Here is a 22,766-nt window from a genome sequence, read left to right as displayed (position 1 = left end):
TAAATAGATATCAAACAGCTTTTTAAAGCGATATTGATATCAGTTGGCGCGGGATGGAGCAGTCTGGTAGCTCGTCGGGCTCATAACCCGAAGGTCGTCGGTTCAAATCCGGCTCCCGCAACCAATTTTTTATTTGGTTAGCATTAGAATGTTTTAAGATTGTTATGTTGTTTTACTACATAAGGTCATATTTTAAAACCAAACTTTTGAGTAGCGATTTTATTGTTACCAAATTGAAGTCGCGCATTCTAAGTAATGCGCGTTTTGCGTTTAAGCTATTAGGTTTATTTAGGTGGCGTTAGCTACCCGCAGCCAAGCTTGGCCCATGGCCACACAGTTTTATGCTTTAGGTGTGACGCCCCGCTTGGTTCGGGGCGTTGTTGTATCTGCACCACTTGGTTTTTTACCAAAAAATAAGCTAAGTATTTTAGGGCTATAAGCCCTTTTTTTGTTTGTATGGAGGATTTTCGTGACAAAACTTGAGCAAGATTTACTAACCATGCTTTCACCGTCTGTTGAAATGTTAGGCTTTGAACTACATGGTCTTGAGTTTGTACAAGCTGGTCGCCATTCTACGCTTAGGGTTTATATTGACCATGAAGCGGGGATTTCGGTTGATAACTGTGCTGACGCAAGTCGTCAAATAAGCGCAATCTTAGATGTCGAAGACCCGATTACAAATGAATATGATTTGGAAGTATCGTCTCCTGGTGTTGATCGTCCATTATTCAAACAAGATCACTACGAGAAGGCGCAAGGAGAGGAAGTACGTGTACGTACTAAGCTTCCACAAGATGGTCGTCGTAACTTTAAAGGCGACTTAGTATCAGTTAGCAGTGATATGATCACACTATCAAGTGATGGTGCTGAGCATATGATCATGCTTAGTAACATCGAACGTGCGAACATCATCGCAAAGTTTTAGTTCGAGTGCGAAGGAATAGGGCAAGCGAGGCATTACCCATGGCAAAAGAGATATTATTGGTTGCTGAAGCCGTTTCCAATGAGAAAGCGGTTCCAAAAGAAAAGATTTTCGAAGCGTTAGAGTTCGCATTAGCGACTGCGACCAAGAAAAAACACACAGGTGAAATCGAAGTACGTGTAGCAATTGACCGTAAAACCGGTGACTACGACACATTCCGTCGCTGGCAAATTGCAGAAGTACTTGAAGATGGTTCACTAGAAAACCCATACAGTGAAATTACATTAGAAGCTGCGCAAGTTGAAGATGAAAGCTTGCAGCTTGGTGATTTTGTTGAAGAGCAAATCGAGTCAATCAAATTTGACCGTATTACAACACAAATGGCTAAGCAAGTAATCGTACAAAAAGTACGTGAAGCTGAGCGTGCTTTAGTTGTAGATGCATACAAAGATCAGCAAGGCGAGCTTGTAACGGGTGTTGTTAAAAAAGCAACACGTGATGCAATCGTGCTTGACTTAGGTAACAACGCAGAAGCGGTTATTTACCGTGACGACATGTTACCACGCGAAAACTTCCGCCCAGGCGACCGTATCCGTGGTCTACTTTACGAAGTAAAACCAGAAGCACGTGGCGCGCAGTTATTTGTAACGCGTTCGAAGCCAGAAATGCTAATGGAACTGTTCCGCATTGAGGTGCCAGAGATTGGCGAAGAGATGATTGAATTACGTGCAGCGGCGCGTGATCCAGGTTCTCGTGCTAAAATCGCTGTTAAATCTAACGACAAACGTATTGACCCAGTTGGTGCGTGTGTTGGTATGCGTGGCGCACGTGTGCAAGCTGTTTCAACAGAGTTGGGCGGTGAGCGTGTTGATATCGTACTTTACGATGACAACCCAGCACAGTTTGTTATTAATGCAATGTCACCTGCAGAAGTGGCGTCTATCGTAATGGACGAAGACACGCATTCAATGGATATCGCTGTTGAAGCAGATAACCTAGCGCAAGCAATTGGTCGTAATGGTCAAAACGTACGTCTTGCTAGCCAGTTAACTGGTTGGGAACTAAACGTTATGACTGTTGAAGACATGCGTCAGAAGAATGAAGCTGAATCTGATAAGTTAATTAACTTATTCACTGAAAACTTAGATATCGATGACGACTTTGCAACATTGCTTATTAACGAAGGTTTCTCAACGCTTGAAGAAGTAGCCTACGTACCAGCGTCAGAGTTTTTAGAAATAGACGGCCTAGATGAAGAAACAGTTGATGTGTTACGCTCTCGTGCAAAAGATGCGTTAACAACTAAAGCATTGAAAACTGAAGAAAGCCTAGAAGGTGCTGAGCCTGCTGAAGACTTATTAGCACTTGAAGGATTAGAGCGTCACCTTGCATTTGTAATGGCAAGTAAAGGTGTAGTAACGCTTGAAGATTTAGCAGAGCAGGGAATTGACGAATTAGTTGATATCACTGAGCTGTCACCTGAACAAGCAGGTGAACTGATTATGGCTGCGCGTAACATTTGTTGGTTCGCAGACGAGTAATTTATTAACGGAGGTATTAGAAACTATGGCAGAAGTAAATGTTGAAAAACTAGCCGGGGATATTGGTACAACTGTTGATAAATTACTTCAACAATTATCGCAAGCCGGTATTACCAAAAAAGCAGGTGATAATGTAACTGAAGCAGAAAAAGCAACGTTACTCGATCATTTAAGCAAGTCACATGGTGGCACGGGCTCTGAAGGCCCAGCTCGCATGACGTTGCAACGTAAGAGCAAAAGCACATTAAGTGTGACCGGCTCTACAGGTCAAGCAAAGTCAGTGCAAGTAGAAGTACGTAAAACACGTACTTATGTTAAGAAGAGTGCAATTGAGCAGGAGCAAGAGCAAGCACGCATAGCCGCTGAAGAAGCAGCACGTCGTGAAGCTGAGCAAAAAGCTGCTCAAGAAGCCGCTGAACTTAAAGCGAAACAAGATGCAGAACGTAAAGCTAAAGAAGAAGCTGATCGTAAAGCAAAAGAGGAAGCTAAACGTAAAGCAGATGCTGAACGTGTAGCAAAACAGAAGCAGATGACCCCTGAGCAAAGTGCTAAGTCTGAGAAAGATCGCATCGAAGCTGAGCGTCTGCAAAAAGAAGCAGAAGAGGCCGCATTGAAGAAAGCTGAAGAAGAAGCGAAACGTCAAGCAGAAGAGGCAAGAAAGCTAGCTGAAGAGAATTCAGCGCGCTGGAAGAAAGAAGAAGAAGAACGTAAGAAACGCGAAGAAACTGCGGATCACCATCTTACGACTTCTACCTACGCACGTGAAGCAGAAGATGTTGCTGATGCGCGTGATGAGCAGGGTTCACGCCGTGCGAAGAAAAAGAAAAAGGCGCCAGCAAAAGATAAGTTTGCTGCAGCTAAAGGCCGTAAAGGCAAGCTAAAAGCACCAACGTCGTTACAGCATGGTTTCCAAAAACCTACTGCTGACGTTAAAAATGAAGTGCGTATTAGCGAAACAATCACAGTTGCTGAGCTTGCATCACGCATGGCAGTTAAAGGCGCTGAAGTTGTTAAAACAATGATGAAAATGGGTGACATGGTTACCATTAACCAAGTGATTGACCAAGAAACAGCACAGCTTGTTGCTGAAGAAATGGGTCACAAAGTTATCATCGTTAAAGAGAACGAATTAGAGCAAACAGTGCTAAATGACCGCCATGAAGATGGTAAGTCAGAGCCACGTGCACCAGTTGTTACTGTAATGGGTCACGTTGACCATGGTAAAACATCAACACTTGATTACATTCGTTCAGCGAAAGTTGCATCAGGCGAAGCCGGTGGTATCACGCAGCACATTGGTGCTTACCACGTTGAAACTAACGGCAACATGATCACGTTCTTAGATACACCAGGACACGCCGCGTTTACATCAATGCGTGCACGTGGTGCAAAAGCGACTGATATCGTAATCCTAGTGGTTGCAGCAGATGATGGTGTAATGCCACAAACTAAAGAAGCAGTACAGCATGCTCGTGCAGCTGGCGTTCCTTTAATTATCGCTGTAAACAAAATGGATAAAGAAGGCGCAGATCCAGATCGCGTTAAGAACGAATTAGCACAGCTAGACGTTATCCCTGAAGATTGGGGCGGTGATACGCAGTACGTTCATATCTCAGCTAAAACAGGCTTAGGTATTGATGAGCTGTTAGAAGCTGTTCTTATGCAATCAGAGCTTCTTGAGCTATCTGCACCAAGTGAAGGTATGGCAGCAGGTGTTGTAATCGAATCACGTCTTGATAAAGGCCGTGGTCCGGTTGCATCTATTCTTGTTCAGTCAGGTACGCTTAACCAAGGTGATATCGTACTATGTGGTTTAGAATACGGCCGTGTACGTGCAATGAAAGATGAAAACGGTAAAGACATTAAGTCTGCTGGCCCATCTATCCCAGTAGAGATTTTAGGTCTTTCTGGTATCCCAGCTGCAGGTGATGAAGCGACTGTTGTTAAAGATGAGCGTAAAGCGCGTGAAGTTGCTCTTTATCGTCAAGGTAAATTCCGTGATGTTAAATTGGCTCGTCAGCAAAAAGCGAAGCTTGAAAACATGTTTACTAACATGGCTGAAGGCGATGTATCAGAAGTTAACGTGGTACTTAAAGCTGACGTTCAAGGTTCAATTGAAGCAATTTCAGATTCACTAACTAAGCTTTCTACTGATGAAGTAAAAGTGAAGATTGTTGGCTCTGGCGTAGGTGGTATCACAGAAACTGATGCGACACTTGCTGCGGCTTCAAACGCAATCGTAGTTGGTTTCAACGTTCGTGCTGATGCATCAGCGCGTAAAGTAATTGATACTGAAAACCTAGACCTTCGTTATTACAGCGTAATCTATGCCTTAATCGAAGAAGTTAAGCAAGCCATGTCTGGTATGCTTGCTCCTGAGTTTAAGCAAGAGATCATTGGTCTTGCTGAAGTACGTGACGTATTTAAGTCTCCAAAAATTGGCGCAATTGCTGGTTGTATGGTTACTGAAGGTACTATTAAGCGTAGCGCACCAATTCGTGTATTACGTGAAAACGTGGTTATTTACGAAGGTGAACTTGAGTCACTTCGTCGCTTTAAAGACGACGTTCAAGATGTTCGTAATGGCATGGAATGTGGTATCGGCGTTAAGAACTACAATGACGTTCGCGTTGGTGACCAAATCGAAGTATTCGAAACAGTTGAAGTACAACGTTCACTTTAATTGTTAGCATATTAAGATGATAAATGGGGGCTCAGCCCCCATTTGTGTATCCATTATTAAATTAACTTATTCTTGTTTCTCAATAAGTTATAAAATTAGAGTAAAGAACAATGAGAGAATTTTCTCGCACTGATCGTGTTGCTCAGCAAATTCAAAAAGAAATTGCTGTTATATTACAACGCGAAATTAAAGATCCACGTTTAGGCATGGTGACGGTATCGGCCGTTGAAGTATCACGTGACTTGTCTTATGCCAAAGTATTTATCACGGTATTTAATACTGAAGATGAAAACGCCGCTAAGCAAAGTGCCAAAGTACTTAATGAAGCGACTGGGTATATTCGCTCGTTATTAGGTAAGCGTATTCGTGCTCGCATTATGCCTGAGCTTAAATTCGTGGTTGATAACTCACTAATGGAAGGGATGCGTATCTCTAACTTAGTAGATTCAGTTATCCGTGAAGATAATGCTAAACACGTAGATGACGAAAACGACAGCGAAGAAGGCACTAAAGACTAATGGCAAGACGCAGTAAGGGCCGTCCGATTGATGGCATTTTGTTGTTAAACAAACCACAAGGTATTTCATCGAACAGAGCCTTACAGCAGGCAAAAGGTATTTATTTTGCACAAAAAGCTGGGCATACCGGGGCACTTGACCCTTTAGCCACAGGAATGTTGCCGATTTGCTTTGGTGAAGCGACCAAGTTTACCCAGTTTTTACTCGATACAGATAAAACCTATGTGGTACGAGCAAAACTAGGTGAGCGCACAACTACATCAGATTCTGATGGTGAAGTGGTTGAAACACGTGATGTAAACGTGACAAAAGAATTGCTAGAGCAAGAAATTGCCAAATTCTTAGGTGAGTCTGATCAATACCCGTCAATGTATTCAGCGCTTAAATATGAAGGTAAACCTTTGTATAAATATGCGCGTGAAGGTATTGAAGTCCCACGTAAATGTCGAAAAATCAATGTATTTAGTTTAACGCTTGATGAGTTTGATAAAGCGAACAACGAAGTACAAATGACCGCTCATGTATCTAAGGGTACTTATATACGTACTATTGTGGATGATTTAGGTGAAAACCTAGGCTGCGGTGCACATGTCATTATGTTGCATCGCTCGGCTGTTGGTCATTACCCTGCAGATAAAATGGTCTCGCTTGAGCAGCTTGAAGCATTGTTAGCAAAAGCTAAGGCTGAAGAACTTACGCCTTCGAGTTATCTTGATGAGCTGCTATTGCCTATGGATACAGCACTGGTTGATTTACCGGTTGTTAAGATAACTCAAGAGCAGGGCATGTCGTTTAGTCATGGTCAAGCTGTTGTATTGGGCACAGTGTTACCTGAGGGACCTATAAAAGTGCTGGCTGATGGTGTGTTTATTGGCACGGGTGAGCGAAACCCTGATGGGCACTTAAAGTCTAAACGCGGTTTATCGAATCAGCAACAGAACACAGACTAAGTTTATCTTGTAGTTATTACTAAAGCTGGTAGAATACGCCCGCTTAATCGTTTTGGCTGAATTAGTGATCGGCTAAGGCACCTTTTACATTTATTTTTGGAGTTACTATGTCACTAAGCAATCAAGAAAAAATCGATATCATCGCAAAATTCGCACGTGCAGAAGGCGACACTGGTTCACCTGAAGTACAAGTTGCACTTTTAACTTTCGATATCAACAAGCTTCAAGGTCACTTTGCTGATCACAAGCATGACTTCCACTCACGTCGTGGTCTGCTTCGTAAAGTAAGCACTCGCCGTAAACTGCTTGATTACCTTAAAGGTAAAGACATTGCACGTTATACTGCGTTAATCCAAGAGCTTGGCCTACGTCGCTAAGAACTAGATTTCATAAAAAGGAGCTTCTTAGCTCCTTTTTTTGTGCCTGAAATTTGTCTCAGGTTTTGCTGTTTTTATCCTAAAACGCTTGAAAAGCAAGCTTAAATCCCCATCATAACTTATAGACTATGCGTGTAAGCAAAGTGACATCAAGAGTCTGTATTATCTAGTCGCTAGACTCGCATTTTTATGTGGCTTTGGTATATACTATGCCCGACATTAAAAAGGTTTAATGTCTTACAAAACATCATTGCCAATTGTAGTACTTAATTGATTTCCAACTGAATACAATTATGTACTGTAATTGGTACTTTGATGGAACACTTATTCAGATTTAAAGGATATTTTAAGTGCAAGCAATTATTAAAGAATTTCAACTAGGTCAACACACAGTTACCCTAGAAACAGGTGCAATCGCTCGTCAAGCTGACGGCGCAGTATTAGCAAGCATCGGCGACACGTCAGTATTAGTGACTGTTGTTGGTAAGCGTGAAGCACAACCAGGTCAAGATTTTTTCCCACTAACAGTTAACTACCAAGAGCGTATGTACGCTGCGGGTCGTATCCCTGGTGGTTTCTTAAAGCGTGAAGGTCGTCCTAACGATGGCGAAACACTTATTGCACGTCTTATTGACCGTCCAATTCGTCCTCTTTTCCCAAATGGTTTCGTAAACGAAGTACAAGTTATTGCAACGGTTGTTTCTGTTAATCCTGAAATCCAACCAGACATGGTTGCGATGATTGGTACTTCAGCAGCACTTGCTATCTCTGGTATTCCATTCAGCGGCCCAATTGGTGCAGCGCGTGTTGGTTATATCAACAATGAGTACGTACTTAACCCAACACTAAAAGAGCTTGAAGAAAGCCAATTAGACTTAGTTGTTGCAGGTACTGATAACGCAGTTCTTATGGTTGAATCAGAAGCAGACGTTCTTGCTGAAGATGTTATGCTAGGTGCGGTTGTTTATGGTCATGAGCAATCTCAAGCTATCATCAACGCTATCAACGAATTCAAAGCAGAAGCAGGCAAGCCTACATGGGATTGGACTGCACCTGAGAAAAACGTAACTCTTGAAGAGAAAGTAGCCTCTTTAGCGGCTGATAAAGTAGGCGAAGCTTACCGCATCACTGATAAAGTAGCGCGTAAAGAAGCATTAACTGCAGCAAAAGACGCTGTTATTGAAGCACTTACGAGCGAGCTTGCTGAAGACGAAACACTTGATAAGCAAGAAGTAGGTAAAGTATTCGGTTCATTAGAGAAGAAAATCGTACGTGGCCGCATCACTGCTGGTGAAAAACGTATCGATGGTCGTGAACCAGATATGATCCGTGCTCTTGACGTAATGACTGGCGTATTACCGCGTACTCACGGTTCTGCTATCTTTACCCGTGGTGAAACTCAAGCACTTGTTACTGCTACACTTGGTACAGAACGTGATTCACAGTTAATCGACGATTTAACTGGCACGCATAAAAACCACTTCATGCTTAACTACAACTTCCCTCCGTTCTGCGTAGGTGAAACTGGTTTTGTTGGTTCTCCTAAGCGTCGTGAAATCGGCCATGGTAACCTTGCTAAGCGTGGTATTTCAGCTGTAATGCCTACACTTACTGAGTTCCCTTACTCAATCCGTGTTGTATCTGAAATCACAGAATCAAATGGTTCATCTTCAATGGCATCTGTATGTGGTACGTCACTAGCACTTATGAATGCAGGTGTACCAATTAAAGCGTCTGTTGCGGGTATCGCGATGGGTCTAGTTAAAGAAGACGAGAAGTTTGTTGTTCTTTCTGACATCTTAGGCGATGAAGATCACTTAGGTGACATGGACTTTAAAGTTGCGGGTACATCAAACGGTATCACTGCATTGCAAATGGATATCAAGATTGAAGGTATCACGCAAGAGATCATGCAGATTGCGCTTAAGCAAGCAAAAGCGGCACGTTTACACATTCTAGGTGTAATGGACGAAGCAATTGCTGCACCTTCTGAAGAGCTTTCTCAGTTTGCTCCGCGTATTTACACGATGAAGATCCCTGCGAAGAAAATCGCTGAAGTTATCGGTAAAGGTGGCGCTACAATTCGTCAACTTACTGAAGAGACTGGTACAACGATTGAAATCGAAGATGACGGTACAATTAAAATTGCTGCAACAGACGGCATGAGCGCACAAGATGCAATCACACGTATTGAGCAATTAACAGCTGAACTAGAAGTGGGTACTATCTACCAAGGTAAAGTTGTACGTATCGTTGATTTTGGTGCGTTCGTTAACATTTTACCTGGTAAAGATGGTCTAGTGCATATTTCTCAAATCAGCACTGAGCGCGTTAACAATGTATCTGATCACCTTAGCGAAGGCCAAGAAGTGAAAGTAAAAGTACTAGAAGTAGATCGTCAAGGTCGCGTACGTTTAAGCATTAAAGAAGCTATGGAATCAGCAGCACCTGCAGCTGATGCGCCATCTGACGCTTAATTGTTGATATTTAGTCCAGTTAATTACTGGATTGCATAAAAAGGGGCTGTTTAGCCCCTTTTTTTATGCTTTAATGAAACCTCTTTATTTACAGCTTGTCTATATTGCTTACTTTTGAGGTATTAAGGATTTTAATGATTTTTAAACATGTAGCGTTTGCAACAGTGGCTTTATTGTCTTTAAGTGCATGTCAATCTACCACGCCAGCGAAGCCGACTCCTATTATCAATGTACCTTTCACTGCGCCTTTAGCTTCTGATTTTAGAAGTGAAATTGCCATTGCGCGTTATTCTGAATTATTAAACCGCACAGATTTATCTAAAGAGCAGCAAGCGAAGCTTTATTATGACCGCGGCGTGTTATTTGATAGCTTAGGTATGGCTACCTTAGCGCGTATCGATTTTAACCGTGCCGTACAAATGAAACCTGATTTAGCTGAAGTATATAACTTTTTAGGTATTCACCACACACTGATGCAGCAGTATGAAAAAGCGTATGAATTTTTTGACTCAGCGCTTGAACTTAATGAACAGCATGAATATGCGTATTTAAACCGTGGTATTGCTTTGTACTACGGCGATAGACCTACTTTAGCAACCGCTGATTTAACTGAGTTTTTACAGCGAGCACCTAGCGATCCATATCGCGTGTTATGGCTTTATTTAGCGCAATCTCACGATAATTCTGAGCAGGCACTGATTGACTTAAAAGCCAAAGCGCAAGGGCTTGATGAGACACAATGGGCGTATGGCCTTATATCTTTATATTTAGGTGATATGAGTGAGCAAAGCTTTTTATCGAGTATTGGGGAAGGGATCAGCTCAAATGAAGAATACGCCCAGCGATTATGTGAAGCCTATTTTTATTTGGCGAAGATGTATCAAGCGCGTGGCTTGGATTATGAAGCAGCAGATTTTTTTCGCCTCGCTTTAGCGACTAATGTTCATGAATTTGTAGAGTATAAATATGCTCGCCTTGAGCTTGAGTTAATGGCTGGTGATAACCAGAGTTAACACTCGGCTTCTTTGTGGTTTATTACTGAGCCTTTACTTACTAACAGGCTCAGTGAACCACAACGCTAAGTTAGCTCTGTGGCTAGGCCTCTCGGATGCCAAATCTGCTATTGCGGGCTATAATCAATTCCCTCGTGTTTTTAATAATTCCCTTTCAAGTTTTCCGCAGCCAATTGTCAAAGCGCTTGCACTGAATGGTTTTGCTAATGCGCAATTTAACTGGGCGCTTGTATTATTAAGGCAATCGCACGCGGATAAAGCCAAGTTATTTTGGCAGTTAAGTGTTACTCAGCAACCAGCTAATAAACGTGAACAACTAGCTCAATTACTTGTAAAACAAAAGCGCTGGGCGGAGCTAGAACTGCTTGCAAAGCAAGGTTTAATACCTATCTCTGATGCGCTTGAAACTTTAAAGTTACACCTAAGCTACCCCAAGGAATCTATTTCTAGCGAGTTTGCTAAACGCACGGGGATTGCTTTATTTACACACAGCCAAGTTGCAGAACAGCGGTGTAGCTACAATGTACTTATGTTGAGCAATCATCTTGAAGGGTTAACTAAGTTAAACACTTTTAAACAAAAACATCTGCTTTCACCACAACCAGCTAGCAATAGTTTTTGTTTTTCTACGCCAGTGTACTTAGGTGATTCAATAGAGTGCCAAACCAACCCGATAAAAGCAGCCGCTTGTAACTGGGAACAGTTTATAAACAAGGTAGAGTGGCCCCGTGATTTTGATTTTATTGTAATGATGCCGCGAAATGGTAAAGGCAATGTGCGCTCGGGTATAATGCAATTGGGTTCGCAAAGCCACTATGGGCTTTTTTTGCATGAACTAATGCACTTTGATGGCTTTGAAGATGAATATGCTCTGCCAATAGCGAAACAAGCATGGTTATGCAAACAAACAGGCTATGTAGCACCAAACTTATTTATTGCTAATGGTATTTCACCTCCGCAGGGTTGGCATTTAAGCCAAAGTTGCCAAGGTAAAATAAAAGCGTATAAACCCAGTAAAAATTGGTCAATTATGCAATATCAGCAGGTTACTTTATCAGCGCAATACAAAGCACTCTGGTCGAAGCAAATAAAGAGTAAAGACAATCAACCATTACGTTTTGTCGATTATTTTAGCAAACTGTCGGAAACGGTGAGTTTTATTGACAAAATGACGAATAATCATATCAGTGAGTAAAGTTGTTTATATTATTAAATTGACGTTAAATTAGTCTAAAATATCAGCAGGTAGGGAGGCTTGCTATAGACAAAATGTCCCTCAGTCAGTATAACTATACCTATATATAATATTCATTTAAGCTGAATTAAAAACCATTTCAATGACCAGTACACAACTAAAATTAACTATTAGCGTATTGATATTCTTATGACTTTAAAAGGTTCCTCATTATGACTTTGCTCTGGATACCCTTGTTATCCTTAATTGGCAGTGTTATTTCTTCATGCACCGGCAAATTATCTCGTAATCAAACCACGAGCCTGACCTTAATGGCACCTTTGTGTGCGTTAGCGATTGCAATTTACCATACCCCAGCCGTATTAAGTGGAGAAACAATCCGTTATACCCTTAATTGGATCCCGGCATTGGGCATGGAGATCGCATTTCGTTTAGATGGTTTAAGCCTGCTATTCATTTTTATGATTTTAGGCATAGGCTCACTCGTTATTTTCTATACGCGTTATTATTTAAGTAGTAACGACTCTATGCCAAAACTGTATAGTTATTTAATGCTGTTTATGACTGCAATGCTCGGTATTGTTATGTCTAATAATGTTATTCAATTATGGCTGTTTTGGGAGCTAACCAGTATAAGCTCTTTCTTATTGATCAGCTATTGGTGGCATAAATCCGAAGCGCGTAAAGGTGCACGTATGGCGCTTGCGGTTACCGGTGCTGGCGGCTTGGCGCTACTGGGTGGTTTATTGTTACTGGGTGATATCGTTGGTAGTTATAACCTTGATACCATTTTAGCTAGTCGTGTATTAATTCAATCACATGATTTGTATGAACTTGCTTTAGTATTAGTATTATTAGGTGCGTTTACTAAATCCGCTCAATTCCCATTCCATTTTTGGTTACCTCATGCCATGGCTGCACCAACACCGGTAAGTGCTTATTTGCACTCGGCAACCATGGTGAAAGCGGGTATTTTCTTAATGGCGCGTTTTCATCCAGCGCTTGCGGGTAACGACACCTGGTTTATTCTAGTAGCGATGACCGGTTTGGCAACATTATTAGTGGGTGCTTACATTGCTTTATTTAAACATGATCTAAAGGGGCTCTTAGCGTACTCGACAATTAGCCACCTTGGCTTAATCACTTTATTATTAGGCCTAGATACAGAGCTTGCTACAGTTGCTGCTATCTTTCATATAATCAATCACGCCACGTTTAAAGCATCACTGTTTATGGCAACGGGTATTATTGATCATGAAACCGGTACTCGTGATATGCGTAAACTCAATGGTATGTGGCGGTTTATGCCATATACTGCGACTTTGGCGATGGTTGCTGCTGCAGCGATGGCGGGTGTGCCACTGTTAAACGGTTTCTTGTCAAAAGAAATGTTTTTTGCTGAAACTTTACACCAGCAGGTGCTGGGTTCTATGTCTTGGTTAATTCCAGTGCTGGCTACGTTGGCCGCTGCGTTTTCTGTTGCCTATTCAGCTCGTTTCATTCATGACGTTTTCTTTAACGGCGACCCAATTGATTTACCAAAAACACCACATGAGCCGCCACGCTATATGCGAGTACCTATCGAAATATTAGTAGTGCTGTGCTTATTAGTGGGTATGTTTCCGAACTTTGTAGTGGATGGTATTCTATCAGCAGCGTCACTTGCTGTGCTCGGTGATGCAACCCCTGAGTTTAAATTGTCTATTTGGCATGGTTTTAACTTGCCTTTATTAATGAGTTTTATTGCTTCTGCATGTGGTGTGTTTATTTATATTCAACGCAAACACTTATTTCAATTTCAGGCATCTCTACCGGCATTTAATGCTAAAAAGACATTTGAAAGAGTTCTTTATAGTGTTATTAAGTGGAGCCAAGATAAAATCCAAAGCACAGAAAATGGCTCATTACAGCGCTATATAGTAATAATGCTGGGAGTTGTATTGCTGTGTGCAGGTTGGCCGTTATTTGAAATGGGTGCATTAGCAGGCACAGCACCAAGTACGCCAATTGATTTTCATAATGCAATAGGTGCTGGTTTATTAATTATAGGTGCTATCAGCACTGTACTTTGGCATCGCTCACGCATGGTATCATTATTAATGATATCAATAGTGGGCTTAATGGTATCTGTTGCCTTCACTCGTTTCTCTGCGCCTGACTTAGCATTAACCCAATTAACGGTAGAAGTAGTGACGGTCATACTGCTTATGTTGGCATTGTTTTTCTTACCTCAACGTACGCCAAAAGAGTCAAGCTCTTTACGTATTTTACGTGACTTAGGTATTGCCTCGGCTGTGGGGGTCGTGGTCGCGAGTATTTGTTATGCGTTACTTACTCGTCCGCTTGAATCAATTTCGGATTTCTTTGTTGCCAATGCTAAAACAGGCGGTGGGGGGACTAACGTTGTAAACGTTATTTTAGTCGATTTTAGGGGCTTTGATACGCTAGGTGAAATCACGGTATTGGGTATTGCTGCTCTGGGTATTTATAAGTTACTTGCTAATTTACCGCTGTTTATGCCTGCCAGTGATAGTGAAGGGCGTCCGTGGGCTCGTGAGCGCTACCCGATACTATTATCGAGCATTTCGCAGAGTTTATTACCTTTGGCTTTATTAGTATCGGCCTATATCTTTTTACGAGGTCACAATTTACCAGGTGGAGGCTTTATTGCAGGGCTAGTGACGTCTATTGCATTTATTTTGCAGTATATGGCTCGCGGCTCGGTGTGGATCACCTCCCGCTTTGATGTAAATTACCGCAAAATTATTGCATCAGGTATTGCTATTGCTATGTTTACAGGGCTAGGTAGTTGGGCGTTTGGTCGACCGTTTTTAACCACATGGTTCGACTACTTTGATATCCCATTTGTTGGTAAAACTGAGCTGGCAAGTGCCATTATATTTGATTTAGGTGTGTATTTAACGGTTGTTGGCGCTACGCTGATGATTTTAGCTAGCCTTGGCAAGCTGACAGCAGATGCACCAAAAGAAGAGGTAAATATTTAATGGAACTGTTATACGCATCGTGTGTAGGTGTATTAGTGACTTGTGGTATTTACTTGCTCCTACGAGCTCGTACTTTTCCTGTTGTACTGGGGCTGACCATGATTTCCTATGCTGTAAACTTGTTTTTATTTTCAGCTGGACGCTTAACAATTAATAAAGCAGTGGTATTGGGTACTGGTGCTGATTATGCAGATCCTTTACCGCAAGCTTTGGTTTTGACCGCCATAGTTATCGGGTTTGCTATGACCGCATTCGTGGTTATTTTAGCTATACGTGGCCGTGCTGATTTAGGTAACGACCATGTCGATGGCCACCTTGTTAAAAGTAATAACAAGGAGCACAGATGATTCAGCATATAGCTTCATGGCCTGTATTGCTCCCTATGCTGGCAGCAATACTTTTGTTAATGCCTCCGTGTGGTAAAAGTATTCCAATTCGTCGGGTGGTCTCGATTGTCATGTCAATCATCACTGCCTGTGTAAGTGTCGCGCTATTAATTAGTGTTTATAAAAATGGCCCCATAGTATATGCCATTGGTGATTGGCAAGCCCCGTTTGGTATTGTGCTGGTAGCGGATTTATTATCAGTGTTAATGGTAGCTTTAACCTCATTTTTAGCTTTAGCAGTGGCCCTATATAGCAGTGTAGGTGATGATGAAAAAGGCAGCTTTTTTCATCCACTAGTACACTTTCTCGTGTTAGGTGTGAATGGTGCGTTCTTAACAGGCGATCTATTTAATCTATTTGTTTTCTTTGAAGTTTTGCTAATTGCATCATATGCCTTACTGATGCATGCGGGCGATAAACATAAAACCCGTGCTGCTTTGCAATACGTTATTTTAAATTTAATCGGTTCAAGTGTCTTTTTAATCGCTTTGGGGATTTTATATGGTGTATTGGGTACGTTAAATATTGCCGATATGTCACTTAAAGTTGCGCAACTACAAGGGGATGACGTATATCTTGCTAAGATTGGTGGTTTGTTATTACTGGTTGTGTTTGCCTTAAAAGGGGCGTTATTACCTCTTCATTTGTGGTTACCTAATACCTATGCTAGCGCAATGCCGGTAGTTGCTGCTTTATTTGCGATTATGACTAAGGTAGGCGTGTACGCTATGTTACGTGTTTACACAGTTATATTTGGTGAAAACGCTGGACTCTTAAATCATATGGCGCAGCCTTGGCTTTGGGGGTTAGCAATAGCAACCATTGTTATTGGTGCTATTGGTGTGCTTGCTGCACAAGACTTACGTAAGCTCACAGCCAACCTTGTCATTGTATCTGTAGGCACCTTGGTTGCTTTAGTGGCTATACAGCATGTTAGCGCAACAGCTGCACTCCTTTATTACCTAGTTCACTCTACATTGGTATGTGCGGCACTGTTTTTATTAGCTGACTTAATATCCCATCAGCGTGGAAAAGTGGCTGACAGATTGGCTCCAGGGCGAGGTGTAGCACAACCAGTATTATTAGGAACATGCTTTATTATTGCTGCACTTGCGGTAGTGGGCATGCCGCCTTTATCTGGTTTTGTCGGTAAAATTTGGATTTTGAAAACAACCTTAGACAGCGAACGAGCTTTAGTATTTTGGCCGGTGTATTTGATTGCTAGTTTTGCTTTGCTTGTTGCATTAACACGAGCAGGAACCAGTTTATTTTGGGAACGTAAGCACCAAGACCGTGAACACCCAAACGATGGTAATGCTAAACCAGTGCAAGTAATTGCAGTAATAGGCTTATTGGCAGGTTCGCCATTAATGGTTATTTTTGGCGGCCCAATCAGCGAATATATGATTGCTGCTGCTACTCAATTACATGATATTAGTACAAGTATAAATACCGTGCTTAAGGGAGGTTTATAATGCGTTTAGAATCCCGTTTTCGCTGGTTGCCAACACCATTTCGCAGCCTCCTATTGTTTGTTGTTTGGTTGTTGCTTAACAACAGTGTGTCGCCTGGACACTTAGTGCTGGCAACATTATTTGCTTTTTTTATTCCTATTATTACGTTTCCGTTTCGCGAGCCGCAACCGCTTATCATTAAACCAGGACTTGCGATTAAACAGTTATTACTCGTGCTTTACGATATTGTGACTGCTAACATGCAAGTGGCACTGTTGATTCTCGGGCCAGTTAAAAACCTACGTCCAGCCTTTGTCAAAGTGCCACTGGACTTAAGTCATGAAATGCCAATTACTATACTGGCAAGTACGGTTTCGCTCACCCCAGGTACTGTAAGTGCAGAGGTTTACCCTATCCCTGAGTCACTTCCTGAGGGGGAAGAGCCTACACAACGTTATTTATTGATCCATGTTTTAGATTTAGCCGATGAGCAAGAGTTGATTGACACAATCAAAAAGCGTTATGAAGCACCGCTTAAGGAGATTTTTCAATGTTAGAAACGGTATTTTTAATCGTCTTTGCAATGATTGGTTTATCGCTATTACTTAATTTATGGCGGCTTGTTGTTGGTCCTTCAGTCCCTGATAGAATTTTGGCGCTTGATACTATGTATATAAATACTATTGCTTTGATCATACTGTATGGTATGAATATGGGAACTGGGCTGTATTTTGAAGCAGCTTTACTCATTGCTATGTTAGGTTTTGTCAGCACAGTCGCAGTATGTAAATATTTGCTACGCGGCGATATAATTGAATAAGGTAATTGTATGTACAGTGAATGGATAGTGTCTATTTTATTGCTGATCGGTGGCGCATTTATCTTAATTGGCTCTATTGGTTTAATTAAAATGCCAGACTTTTTTATGCGCTTGCACGGCCCAACTAAAGCAACGACTCTAGGCATGGCAGGGGTATTAATTGCAGCTATGGTCTTTTTCAGCAATACGCAAGATGGGATAAGCGTTAAAGAGCTATTGATCACCATCTTTTTATTAATTACTGCTCCAATCAGTGGTTATATGTTAATAAAATCAGCGATACATCATAAGTTAAAAGCCAAACAGGGTACTAAAGGACTTGATAACGTTGAAGATGATTAAGTGATTATATTCATTTTGTTTTACGAAACCCGCTGAGTTTATCTGAGCGGGTTTTTTGCTTACTATTGCTAAATATCCGTACTGAATAATACAACGCTATTAATTATGATAAATAATAAAAAACTGATGCTCGCTAGCTTACTTATATTGTTGCCGCTAATAGATAGCCTATTTGTACCAACGGCCTTTGGCTTGCAATACCATAGTGAAAAGGCGATGTACTTATTAAGCGCCTATCTTATACCGGTAAAGTTAATTCTAGTTATTGCCGGAGGTATACTATTGGCACGTTTTGCTAAAGCCCAAGCAGAGAGTGATAAATCAAGTGATTGGTATAGCAAATTTTATACGCTCGTTTTATTTGGCCTTGCAATCATACAGTGTGCACTATTCCTAATTATTTGTACCATGTATATTATTGTTGGGAGCCAAGCAGATGACTATCAGCAACAGGGCAATATCAGTGTTTATACCGCTGATGTTGGTAAGCTCGGCGAAGCGACTCATTACTTTTCATATCAGTGTACTGATCAAAACGGTTTCTATACCTTAACACCTATCGCAACACTAGATTGGCTTGGACATTTTAACTTTAATGTTGAAGAACAAACGCTAGTGATTAAACACAATGACTATACAGCTAAAGGTGAGCAAACGAAGCAGATTGATTTGAGCCACTACCGTTGTGAAGATTGAGTAGTTTTAATCAATAGGAGGTAAGCCACGCTTTGAGCTAAGGCAGCTGCCTTAACTTAAAGCGTGGTTTGTATATCAACGAGTTGCTGTGATTATGATAAGGTAGCGTTTTGTAGATCAGTGCTTATCTGTATCTAGCATGTCATCATGCTTAGTCATATCCCATGGCAGTTCACCTGGGCTGTTATCTAAAAAGTGCAGGTAGTTTTCAAACTGATCAAGTATATCCTTAACAATATCATCTTCATTAAAGCCATAAATATCATAAGATAAACCTCCACGGCGTAAAAATACCTCGGCACGATAATAAAGCTCAGGGTCATCCTCAGTGTGTTTTAACTCAGCGTAAGCGAAGCTTGGTGTTGCATGCTCTGTCAGCCTAATATCATACACAAAGTCTACATGCTCATGCCTTAACACTGTTAGAAAAGCACGGCTCATGACATCGTCAAATTCGACAACAGCTTGCCATTGACGCGTTTTTAACTCGGCTTGTACTGATTTCATTGCGCTAATAACAACTTGACTGATAAAAACATGCACGTCGTTCTTGTTAGGGTAACTTACCATTGCAGCTAACCGGCGCTTCCAGTGTGAGAGGTCTGGATTTTTATTGGTTAACGTATGTGCTTGTAAGCTGGAATCTCTGTGTCCTTCAATGCGTAGGGCCCGCCATAGACCAAGGGTTGCAAGTAACATGATCACAGCAAAGGGCAATGCACTGGCTATCGTCATTGTTTGTAGCGCACTCAAACCACCGGCAAGCAATAGCACAGATGCGACGGTGCCCTCTAATACAGCCCAAAAAACGCGCTGCCAAGCTGGCGTATCGAGGCTGCCACCAGAAGCAAGTGAATCAATAACTAATGATCCTGAATCAGATGAGGTGACGAAAAATGTAATAATGAGAATTACGGTCAGCAACGAGATAAAGAATGACCAAGGTAGGGCTTCAAATAATTGAAATAACGCGACAGCGTGATTCGCTTGAACATCAGCAATTAAGGTGTCAAATCCTTCATTCATTATAAGATTTAATGCTGTATCGCCAAACACAGAGAACCATAAAAAGGTAAAAATAGTTGGTACTAACATAACACCCACGACAAATTGCCTAATAGTGCGGCCGCGGCTAATTTTAGCAATGAACATGCCTACAAAAGGTGCCCAAGCAATTGTCCAGCCAAATATAAATAATGTCCAATTGCCTATCCAGTCACTGCGACTATAGGCTTGTAAGTTAAATGTACGTTCAACAATACCGCTTAAGTAACTCCCGGTATTTTGCAAAAATGATTCTAAAATATGGATGCTTGAACCGACAAAAAAGACAAAAGTCATTAACGTGATTGCTAACACCATGTTTAAAATAGAGAGGCGCTTTACGCCTTTATCCATACCTGCGACAACAGAGATCGTCGCCGCGGTAGTTATCAAGGCAATGGCAATAATTTGTACCGTAGTATTAACAGGAATACTTGGCCATAAGTAATGTAACCCAGCATTGATTTGTGTAACTGACAAACCTAATGTGGTTGCTATGCCAAATAGGGTGCCTAAGATTGCAAATACATCCACCGTATGGCCAATTGGGCCATGAATTTTGTCACCAATAAGTGGGTATAATGCAGAGCGAATCGATAGTGGCAGGCCATGACGAAAAGCAAAGTAAGCAAGTACTAAACCGACAATGCCGTAAATAGCCCAGATATGGAAGCCCCAATGAAAAAAGGCAATTTGCATTGCTTGTTTAGCTGCATCCACGGTTTCTGCGGCGCCACTTGGTGGGGATGCATAATGTAAAACGGGTTCAGCAACACCAAAATAAAGTAATGCTACACCATAGCCTGCAGAAAACAGCATGGCAAACCACTCGGTAAAACTGTACTGGGGCTGAGCATGATCAGGGCCGAGTTTTATGTTGCCCCAACTTGATGCGGCAACAGAGACAATAAATACTAAAAATATAGCGACAGATAACATATAAAACCAACCAAAGGTTTCAGTTATCCAAGATAAAGTAACGCTGAATGCTTCTCCAGCCAGTTCAGGGTTACTAATAGTACCGAGTACTAAGCACAAAATGATTAACACTGCAGGTAAAAATACAGGCAGCAAAATAGTTGAGCGTAAGGTCTTTTTCGTCATATATTAATCCTTAATATTGAGAGCTAACTTTAAAGCATGCCTATTTACCTTATTACATCTGCTAAGTACTGGCTAATTTTGTCGCTTGTTTTCTTTACCCAAAATAGATAAAACGATAAGGCTTAGTCTTTTAACAACCCTCAAATAACAGTACTCTATATAAGTATTGATGCCTAAATGCTCAACGTTAACTGGATTTAATAGCAATGAAAAAATTAATTAATCAATATGGTGAAGCTAAATTTGGGGTGTTTGAACAAGGGATTGAGCAAATTAATTATCTGGATTTTGATTTGCGCGGTAACATGGGCAAGCGCAAAAGCCTGCTTGCGAAAAAACTAAAGTTTAACCAGTTTCAATTTATAAGTTTTACTTGTGAAACTCTTATTGTTGGCTTGGCGATTGTTGATTTAAAAATTGCCAGTAACTGCTTTGTCTATGTATATCACCCAAGCACTGGTGAATTTGAGGAATGTAGCTTTACCAATTTATTTGCTATAGGCACTTACATTGACCCTAAGCCAAACTCAGGCAAGGCGCATTTTCATAAAGGCGCGAATAGTGTCACGATCAGTGCTGGTTCAGGTCAGCGTAAAGTCACAGTATGCTTAAAAGCAGGCCTAAAAATAAAGGCTGCCATTGATGAGTCAGTAAATTATAACCCGCTTACGGTGTGTGCAAGAGCGGGTTTTACCGGTTTTCACTTTACCCAAAAAGTTGCAGCACTACCTTGCTCAGGCTCTATCGAATGGCGAGGCAAACATATCAACCTTGAGCAAGTAAAAGCGCTGGCAAGTGTTGATTGGAGCGCAGGCTTTATGCGGCGAGAAACATTTTGGAACTGGGGGAGCTTAGCTTGTACCTTAGCCGATGGCAGACGTTTAGGTTTAAACCTTGCTGCTGGTGTTGTTGAAACTGGTTTTACAGAAAACGCACTGTGGCTTGATGACTCTTTAATAAAAATAGATATGGTCGATTTTAAATTTAAACGTTATGGCGATAAAAACGATTGCAGACAATGGCAGTTGCGCTCAAACGACGGCATCATAAACCTAACCTTTGAGCCTGTAGGTAACCGCCAAGATAAAACTAATTTACTCATCATCGCCAGCAACTTCACTCAACACTTCGGCCGTTACTATGGTGAAATAATCCTCCCAGACGAAGTTATCACACTCAACGGCGAATGGGGCTTCACCGAAGACCATTATGCGAAGTGGTAAGGAGAGTATTTTTAGTCGTTAGTCGTTAGTCGTTAGCCGTTAGTTTAGTCATTTTTGACATGACTGGGAAAAAGTAAGCACTTGGCTTTAATTCATTTGTATTGAGTGAAAATAAAATAACTGGGAATGATATCCTCAAACCCAGCTATATATAGCAAATCAGCTGATCGCTGAAAGTTAACGGCTCTTATTCGTCTATTGAACGAAGTAGGGCGTTAATACCCACTTTTTCTCGGGTTTGTTGGTCTACTTTCTTCACGATGATTGCAGCGTATAAGCTGTGAGTGCCATCTTTTGATGGTAATGCACCAGGTACAACAACAGCACCTGCTGGAACACGGCCATAGTGAATTTCGCCGGTTTCACGGTCGTAAATACGTGTGCTTTGGCTGATGTAAACGCCCATTGAGATCACAGCACCTTCTTCAACAACCACACCTTCTACAATTTCAGAACGAGCGCCAATAAAACAGTTATCCTCGATAATAGTAGGATTAGCTTGTAATGGCTCTAAAACTCCACCTATGCCCACGCCACCCGATAGGTGAACGTTCTTACCTATTTGTGCGCATGAGCCTACAGTGGCCCATGTATCAACCATGGTACCGTCATCAACATAAGCACCAATGTTTACGTATGATGGCATTAGTACCACGTTTTTACCGACAAAGCTGCCTTTACGAGCGACAGCGTTTGGTACTACGCGCATACCACCTTGCTGAAATTGTTCAGGCGTGTAATCACTGAATTTAAGCGGTACTTTATCGTAGAACTGGTTCACACCATCGTTCATCGGTTCGTTATCACGGATCCGAAATGACAGTAATACCGCTTTTTTCAACCATTGATGAACGACCCACTCACCACTGATTTTCTCAGCAACTCGTGCAGCACCGCTATCAAGTAGTTCAAGGGCGTCAATAATCGCTTGTTTTACATCGCTTGATACAGTGCTTGGGCTGATGCTGTCGCGGTTATCCCAGGCGTTTTCAATCATGGTTTTTAAATCTGACATA

General features: G+C 41.5%; 20 protein-coding genes and 1 tRNA gene. 19 read left to right on the top strand and 2 right to left on the bottom strand.

The genetic code is table 11. The annotated features are described in order from the left end of the window. The first annotated feature begins 47 nt into the window (after positions 1-47). The 18 genes from QMA12_RS06235 (at position 48) to QMA12_RS06150 (ending at position 18,379) form a co-directional block, all read left to right on the top strand. Positions 48-124 (top strand) — tRNA-Met (locus QMA12_RS06235). A 168-nt stretch (positions 125-292) separates the two neighbouring features. Beyond that, positions 293-439 (top strand): hypothetical protein, encoded by a 147-nt coding sequence (locus QMA12_RS06230; RefSeq protein WP_290209589.1) that lies wholly within the window; start codon positions 293-295, stop codon positions 437-439. A 30-nt stretch (positions 440-469) separates the two neighbouring features. Beyond that, positions 470-925 (top strand): ribosome maturation factor RimP, encoded by a 456-nt coding sequence (rimP, locus tag QMA12_RS06225; protein WP_058561276.1) that lies wholly within the window; start codon positions 470-472, stop codon positions 923-925. Between the two features lie 38 nt (positions 926-963). Continuing rightward, positions 964-2,463, top strand: a complete 1,500-nt coding sequence (nusA, locus tag QMA12_RS06220) for a transcription termination factor NusA (RefSeq protein WP_087530720.1) — start codon at positions 964-966, stop codon at positions 2,461-2,463. 25 nt (positions 2,464-2,488) lie between these two features. Next, on the top strand, positions 2,489-5,146 hold the full coding sequence (infB, locus tag QMA12_RS06215) for a translation initiation factor IF-2 (RefSeq protein ID WP_290209588.1): 2,658 nt from the start codon (positions 2,489-2,491) through the stop codon (positions 5,144-5,146). A gap of 110 nt (positions 5,147-5,256) precedes the next feature. Then, a complete protein-coding gene (gene rbfA / locus QMA12_RS06210) occupies positions 5,257-5,664 on the top strand; it encodes a 30S ribosome-binding factor RbfA (RefSeq protein ID WP_087530718.1) in 408 nt (135 codons plus the stop codon). Continuing rightward, positions 5,664-6,614 (top strand): tRNA pseudouridine(55) synthase TruB, encoded by a 951-nt coding sequence (truB, locus tag QMA12_RS06205; protein ID WP_290209587.1) that lies wholly within the window; start codon positions 5,664-5,666, stop codon positions 6,612-6,614. Before rbfA ends, truB begins: the two co-directional genes overlap by 1 nt. Before the next feature lie 107 nt (positions 6,615-6,721). Next, positions 6,722-6,991: a 30S ribosomal protein S15 gene (gene rpsO, locus QMA12_RS06200; protein ID WP_016707659.1), complete on the top strand. Its 270-nt coding sequence runs from the start codon at positions 6,722-6,724 to the stop codon at positions 6,989-6,991. 350 nt (positions 6,992-7,341) lie between these two features. After that, positions 7,342-9,468 (top strand): polyribonucleotide nucleotidyltransferase, encoded by a 2,127-nt coding sequence (gene pnp / locus QMA12_RS06195; RefSeq protein ID WP_290209585.1) that lies wholly within the window; start codon positions 7,342-7,344, stop codon positions 9,466-9,468. Between the two features lie 134 nt (positions 9,469-9,602). Continuing rightward, a complete protein-coding gene (gene nlpI, locus QMA12_RS06190) occupies positions 9,603-10,481 on the top strand; it encodes a lipoprotein NlpI (protein ID WP_290209584.1) in 879 nt (292 codons plus the stop codon). Between the two features lie 52 nt (positions 10,482-10,533). Further along, positions 10,534-11,676: a hypothetical protein gene (locus QMA12_RS06185; RefSeq protein WP_290209583.1), complete on the top strand. Its 1,143-nt coding sequence runs from the start codon at positions 10,534-10,536 to the stop codon at positions 11,674-11,676. Between the two features lie 212 nt (positions 11,677-11,888). Further along, on the top strand, positions 11,889-14,681 hold the full coding sequence (locus QMA12_RS06180) for a monovalent cation/H+ antiporter subunit A (protein WP_290209582.1): 2,793 nt from the start codon (positions 11,889-11,891) through the stop codon (positions 14,679-14,681). After that, positions 14,681-15,028 (top strand): Na+/H+ antiporter subunit C, encoded by a 348-nt coding sequence (locus tag QMA12_RS06175; RefSeq protein WP_064667620.1) that lies wholly within the window; start codon positions 14,681-14,683, stop codon positions 15,026-15,028. Before QMA12_RS06180 ends, QMA12_RS06175 begins: the two co-directional genes overlap by 1 nt. After that, complete coding sequence (locus tag QMA12_RS06170; RefSeq protein WP_290209580.1) at positions 15,025-16,542, top strand: monovalent cation/H+ antiporter subunit D; 1,518 nt, start codon at positions 15,025-15,027, stop codon at positions 16,540-16,542. The genes QMA12_RS06175 and QMA12_RS06170 overlap by 4 nt, the downstream gene beginning before the upstream one ends. Beyond that, positions 16,542-17,078 carry a Na+/H+ antiporter subunit E gene (locus tag QMA12_RS06165; RefSeq protein WP_290209579.1) on the top strand — a complete coding sequence of 179 codons (537 nt, stop codon included), beginning with the start codon at positions 16,542-16,544 and terminating at the stop codon, positions 17,076-17,078. The genes QMA12_RS06170 and QMA12_RS06165 overlap by 1 nt, the downstream gene beginning before the upstream one ends. After that, the gene (locus QMA12_RS06160; protein ID WP_087530710.1) at positions 17,072-17,341 is read left to right on the top strand and encodes a K+/H+ antiporter subunit F; all 270 of its coding nucleotides are present in this window, start codon (positions 17,072-17,074) and stop codon (positions 17,339-17,341) included. Before QMA12_RS06165 ends, QMA12_RS06160 begins: the two co-directional genes overlap by 7 nt. A 9-nt stretch (positions 17,342-17,350) precedes the next feature. After that, complete coding sequence (locus tag QMA12_RS06155) at positions 17,351-17,683, top strand: Na+/H+ antiporter subunit G (RefSeq protein WP_290209578.1); 333 nt, start codon at positions 17,351-17,353, stop codon at positions 17,681-17,683. Positions 17,684-17,788: 105 nt separating this feature from the next. Then, a complete protein-coding gene (locus tag QMA12_RS06150) occupies positions 17,789-18,379 on the top strand; it encodes a hypothetical protein (protein ID WP_290209577.1) in 591 nt (196 codons plus the stop codon). Positions 18,380-18,496: 117 nt separating this feature from the next. Here QMA12_RS06150 and QMA12_RS06145 read toward each other — a convergent pair whose 3' ends face one another. Continuing rightward, positions 18,497-20,527: a BCCT family transporter gene (locus QMA12_RS06145; RefSeq protein WP_290209576.1), complete on the bottom strand. Its 2,031-nt coding sequence runs from the start codon at positions 20,525-20,527 to the stop codon at positions 18,497-18,499. Between the two features lie 206 nt (positions 20,528-20,733). On the opposite strand from QMA12_RS06145, the gene QMA12_RS06140 reads away from it, so the two are divergent. Continuing rightward, entirely contained in the window at positions 20,734-21,750 is a 1,017-nt protein-coding gene (locus QMA12_RS06140) for a DUF2804 domain-containing protein (protein ID WP_290209575.1), read from the top strand. 187 nt (positions 21,751-21,937) lie between these two features. Here the strand turns inward: QMA12_RS06140 and dapD are convergent, their stop codons facing one another. Then, on the bottom strand, positions 21,938-22,765 hold the full coding sequence (gene dapD, locus QMA12_RS06135) for a 2,3,4,5-tetrahydropyridine-2,6-dicarboxylate N-succinyltransferase (protein WP_290209574.1): 828 nt from the start codon (positions 22,763-22,765) through the stop codon (positions 21,938-21,940). Position 22,766: the final 1 nt, after the last annotated feature.

The organism is Pseudoalteromonas sp. APC 3893 (genome assembly GCF_030408095.1).
Classification (GTDB): domain Bacteria; phylum Pseudomonadota; class Gammaproteobacteria; order Enterobacterales; family Alteromonadaceae; genus Pseudoalteromonas.
The sequence above is the reverse complement of the archived record's forward strand: the minus strand, read 5'-3'. Positions and strand labels throughout refer to the sequence as shown.